This window comes from Bacillus sp. JJ1474, from assembly GCF_036965225.1.
GTDB lineage: Bacteria > Bacillota > Bacilli > Bacillales > Cytobacillaceae > Cytobacillus.
The window spans coordinates 1-991 of sequence record NZ_JBALPC010000338.1; the positions used below are offsets into that span (position 1 = coordinate 1).

Annotated in this window: 1 protein-coding gene; it reads right to left on the reverse strand. The window is 37.2% G+C overall.

Annotation, left to right across the window (positions count from 1 at the left end; all coding sequences use genetic code 11):
• Window positions 1-165: 165 nt before the first annotated feature.
• Complete coding sequence (locus V7164_RS25515) at window positions 166-840, reverse strand: peptidylprolyl isomerase (RefSeq protein WP_335355636.1); 675 nt, start codon at window positions 838-840, stop codon at window positions 166-168.
• Window positions 841-991: the final 151 nt, after the last annotated feature.

Consider the following 991-nt stretch of genomic DNA (forward strand, 5'->3'; position numbering starts at 1 on the left):
CTCAGTTTAAGATTAAATCAGCAAGGACAGCTATCAAGTAATATAGGGATATTGAACATCGTTAGTTTACATAATAATATTATGAGATAGAAAACACAGTTAATAATAATAGCCTGACCCCTGCCACGTTATTTCATTAACGTGCCATGAGTCAGGCGCTATATATTATAGAACTTTTTTTGGTTCTGGATAGTCAAAGCCTTTCGTATCCACTTTCACCGTTTTCATTTTCTGATCTTTTAATGGCTTGTCCATTTCATCTCGTTCAGCAGCCACGATTGAATCAACTGTTTCCAATCCTTTAATTACTTTGCCGAAAGCTGCATATTCACCATCGAGATGTGGAGCTTCTTCGTCCATGATAAAAAATTGCGATCCAGCTGAATTCGGATCGGGAGTCCGTGCCATTGAAATGACGCCACGTTCATGTGTGATGTTATTTTCAAATCCGTTTGAAGAAAATTCACCTTCAATGGAGTATCCGGGGCCACCAGAGCCATTCCCCTCAGGATCTCCCCCTTGAACCATAAAATCAGGGATAACCCGGTGGAAAATAAGTCCATCATAAAAACCATCTTCAATTAAAGAAATAAAATTTGCAACCGTATTTGGTGCTGCAGCCGGATCCAATTCAATCTCGATCTCTTTTCCATCTTCCATTGTTATTGTTACAATCGGTTTTTCTTTAACAGATGAAGGGTAATCTGTTTTTTCAGCAGATTCCTTCGCTGAATTTTCCTTCGTCTTCCCATTTTCCGCTTGCGTTCCACAGCCAGTCAAAACGAAAGCTGAAACCACTATAGCGAAAATAAAATAAAATGCTTTATTACGTGAAAACATATCCTTTATATACCTCCTGCTGAAGAAATTGGCAAAACCATCACTGATTATTATAGCACTAAATGAAATTCTAAAAAGACCAATCTTGCAAAAACAAAGATTCTCCATACTAAGATAATTGTATCTTCTTAGTAACCTTAATTAATCTTTC